We start from the raw sequence: 3,978 nt of genomic DNA on the forward strand, positions 1-3,978 counted from the left end.
TGAGCTGGCTTTTCTATTGACGATATTTTTCCAAGGCTCGACCAAAATCGATTAAGTCGAACCATTTTAGTTTGTCCAGATTAATAATTTCATTTGTCCGTTTCTCAATGTTTAAATTATCTAAATCTTTTGAATAAACCTCGATTATTTTAGCCTTATTCTTCTCAATTTCTTCAAGTCCATAATAAATTGAAGTTCCGTCAAATTCTATAAATCCAAACTTTCTTTGTTTAATATTTATTAAGAGAAAAGGGAAATCTCCTTTCGTATTATTCGAGTTATATGCTGGTTTTCGGCAAGCAATGCAATCAGATTTTTCAAGAAAGTCAAATGTTTTATCATCTTGAAACCAAATCCAAGTCCGACTTGAGTTCAGTTCTATATTTGGATTTTCAGGATTTGAGTAAATTCCGATAATTCCTCCGTAAGCAAGCATTCTCCATTCTTCAATATTGTAAACTAAAATTCCAAATTCATTATTTGGTGATGCAATGAAATAGTCTTCTGTCCAGCTTTCTGCTTTATAGTCAACCAGTTTTTCTTTTTTAATATTCCATTGTAATATTTCGTTCATTTCGGTTTTTTTTTCAGCTTGCTCACAACGGTCTCGTATAACCGTCAGTTACGGGTTAATATGCGTTATTTTTCGGTTTGGCACAGACGTTAGCAATTCCGCGTGGATTCGGACGTAGTCGAATCCGCCGTAATTGCGGTTATACATTGTTGTGCTTTCGTTATTTTTCAAGGGTTTATTCGTCCTTCAATTTTTTATCAATTAAAGTGATGATTTCTAAACTTTTAGTTCTATACTCTTTTAAATGTGGTATATAATTATTGAAATACATTTCATAGATAACTTTAGCTGTGTTTCTGTAACCAAAATCGGTTAAGGCGTATTCTATGAAAGCTTCACTATAAGCACCAGTACCTCTAAAGTCAAAGTCGGCAAACCAAGGTTGTGTGTATTTTACAATTTCCAAAAAGGAATTTGAGTTTGTAGCTAATTCTTCTAAATCAACAGAAATGTTATTAGACAAATCCAAATACAAATTATTTAATTTAATTGATAGAGAATCATTAGACGTATTGTTTTGTTGATTGTAGTTTTGTAGTAGTTCACTACCATTTTTTCTTAATTTAATATTTGGGAATCCGAAATTTACGTATCTACAATTTATACAGTTTAAAAAGTCTTCTTTTTTTATTGTTTTATTAATAATTGCCAAATAATCTTTTTCTATAGATTGTGAAGAACTGACAATTTTATCAATATTTACTATGTCTTGTTGTAAATCTGCTTTTATGGTTGCATAGATATTATTCAATACTTTTTTTTGTTGCCGCTCTTGATTCCAATTGTTAATTGACAGAGCAATTAAAATTCCAATCACGACAAGAATAATTTCCCCAAGAGCATACTTTAGATACTTTCCAGTTTTACCTTCTGAAATTAAATTTTGTCTAATTTTTCTGAAGAATTTTATCATTGTTTGATTGGTGCTTTGGTTATTTTTTTTCCAATTCTTTCTCTATAATTTCAATTATCTTTTTTAGATGATTTTCTAATGTAGGATATTGATAAGTGAAAAGATTTTTGGTTGTGCCAGTATATCTCATAAGGTTATTTTCAAATTCATTTTCACTTAATAAATGAATGTTACTACTTTTAAATTCTGGTAATTTTGGAATTCCGATTATTTCAGCTAGTCCATTTCTGTCTGCCATCGTTCTTAAAGAGCCATTCTTTTTAATATATTCTATACTTTTATCATATTCTTGTTTTACACTTTGTTCTTGATTTTCAATTTTCAAAACCAAGGGGTCTAATGCAATTAAGTAGTTGCGAAGACTATCATTACTAATGTTTTTTAATTCACCAGAGGTTTTCATTTCAGTAAGCACGCTATTCTCATATCTGAATTCATATGTGTTAGAAAACACGTTACCAAATGTTTTTGATATATAAGCTTCTGTTATAGTATCTTGGTTACTATCGATTAGATTAAAAATTTTGTTTTGCCATATATTCAAAGTGTTAACAGACTCTTTGGTATTGGTAACTTGCTTTAGATTATTAATCGCTTCGGTTTTTATAAGTTTTAAGTATTTCTCTTGATTACCTTGTATGTTCTGTTGTTCATTCCAATTGTTAATTTGCAACGCAATTAAAATTCCAATAACAACAAGTACAATTTCACCAATCGCATAAATCAGATATTTACTGAATTTATTTTCAGTCAGCATTTTTTGTCTAATTTTTCTATAGAATTTTATCATTGGTTAGCGGTTTCTGATAATGAAGCACAACGTCTCGGCTATGGTTAGTACGGGTATTAAAAGTAGTTAAATTTCGATTAAGCACTTAGCCAAAACTTTTTATTTTGTTTTATCTTTTCATTTTTAAAGCCAAATTAAAAGTTTTGGCGGACTTGGTTAAATGCATTAACCTTTAGGTTAAGCACCAAAACCCGTATTAATTATAACCATTGTTGTGGTGTCGTTTTCTTTATTTTCAGTGAACTCCAATTCCGTTAAACATTAATAGACTAATTGCAGTATCTTTAAATTTAATTCCTTCGTAAACTTGAGTTATCTCAAATTTAAGTTTTGTCTCTTTATTTGCTGGAAATTTTATTTCTCCTATATCAATTGTTTGAATTTCAAATGAATCCAAAAGGTCTAAAACTGCATAAGGTTTGTTATTCAAATAAACTTTCAGTTGCTTAACTCTTGAATTATTTACCCAAGTCAGTTTATTTTTCTTGTATCCGTTTGCCAATAAAATTCGATTAATTCCTAAACCGCCATTATATTCCTTCATTTCACTAAAGTCAAAAGAATATTCGATAAATTCTCCGATTCCAAAATTAGTTTTTCCCTCAATCCAAGCTGTGTTTTTATCAAAATCGTGAGCATTTTTCGGTGAGTAATTTATTCCATTATTTTCTTTCAATTCAGACGAGGCTTTAATCGACTTTACAGAACCACCACAATACCAACTGCAACCTTTCAAAAAGATTAACTCTCCAATTGGTCTGTCAGGTGTTTCATAATCTTCGTATTCAAAAAAGTTAGAATCTTTTCCTTGAACTGCTTGAATTATTTTCAATTCTTGCGAGAATAAAATTGAGCTGAATGCTAAAAAGAGTATTGTTAATTTAATTTTCATATCGTTTTTCTCAAATGCACCACAACGTCTCGTATAAAAACAGTGCGAGCTGGCCAGCCTGATTGTCCGCATGAAAATCAGGAGTTGCAAGCGAGCAGGGAGTTTTGATTTGAGACTGATTTAAGCATTGTTTTTATATATTGTTGCCAACAGTATTTTTGCTGAATTTTGGCTGGTATTTCAATTTGTCCTGAAAATTGGTTCAGATGGATATGGTTCTAGTTCCAAAAATATTAGGTCCAGAAATAATTTTCGGTAATTTATATCTTGAAATTTCTTTTCAGGTATAACTTTTAAAGCATCAAAGATGAAATCATTTTCTTGGTGTAAATTTCCCTCAGCCTCAAATTTCCAATATGTATCTCTAAATTTATATTGCCAACAATCTTCATCCACTATCCCGATATTTTCAATAATATAAGTGTAGCAAGATGTAAAGGAGCCTGTCGCAAACAAAATCTGTGGATCAAATCCAAGATCAGTTTTAAACTTTTCAAAGAGATTCAGATCAACTTTGTTTTTCCTCACCTTGTTCAATAAATCTCTATATCCTGCTTTGTTTACCTCAGTCAGATAACCTTCCCGTATGAGTAAATTTTCAAATAAACTGTGAATATTCCGCTTATAAACTGATTTTCTCGCCAGGGGATCAAAATTGCTTATCAGTCGCTCATATCGGATGTCAGAACAAAGTTCAAATTTTTTGTCCGCAACTAAGGTATTTTTATTTGAACCACAAGATGAGATCAGAATCAGAATTAGTATAAAAAGAAGTTTTTTCATATTGTTGGCAACGTCTCTGTATATGG

The 3,978-nt window shown here is 30.4% G+C and carries 5 protein-coding genes; all 5 read right to left on the bottom strand.

Annotation, left to right across the window (positions count from 1 at the left end):
* Nucleotides 1-13: 13 nt before the first annotated feature.
* Nucleotides 14-574, bottom strand: coding sequence for a hypothetical protein (locus PGOND44_RS14675; protein WP_003445713.1), 561 nt, complete (start codon nucleotides 572-574; stop codon nucleotides 14-16).
* 175 nt (nucleotides 575-749) lie between these two features.
* Nucleotides 750-1,487 carry a DUF6090 family protein gene (locus PGOND44_RS15085; RefSeq protein WP_003445714.1) on the bottom strand — a complete coding sequence of 246 codons (738 nt, stop codon included), beginning with the start codon at nucleotides 1,485-1,487 and terminating at the stop codon, nucleotides 750-752.
* Nucleotides 1,488-1,506: 19 nt separating this feature from the next.
* A complete protein-coding gene (locus tag PGOND44_RS15090; RefSeq protein ID WP_003445715.1) occupies nucleotides 1,507-2,277 on the bottom strand; it encodes a DUF6090 family protein in 771 nt (256 codons plus the stop codon).
* 235 nt (nucleotides 2,278-2,512) lie between these two features.
* On the bottom strand, nucleotides 2,513-3,169 hold the full coding sequence (locus PGOND44_RS14690; RefSeq protein ID WP_003445716.1) for an NADase-type glycan-binding domain-containing protein: 657 nt from the start codon (nucleotides 3,167-3,169) through the stop codon (nucleotides 2,513-2,515).
* Between the two features lie 180 nt (nucleotides 3,170-3,349).
* On the bottom strand, nucleotides 3,350-3,978 hold a 629-nt coding region (locus tag PGOND44_RS14695; protein ID WP_003445717.1), incomplete at its 5' end, for a hypothetical protein.

This window comes from Psychroflexus gondwanensis ACAM 44, assembly GCF_000355905.1.
Taxonomy (GTDB): domain Bacteria; phylum Bacteroidota; class Bacteroidia; order Flavobacteriales; family Flavobacteriaceae; genus Psychroflexus; species Psychroflexus gondwanensis.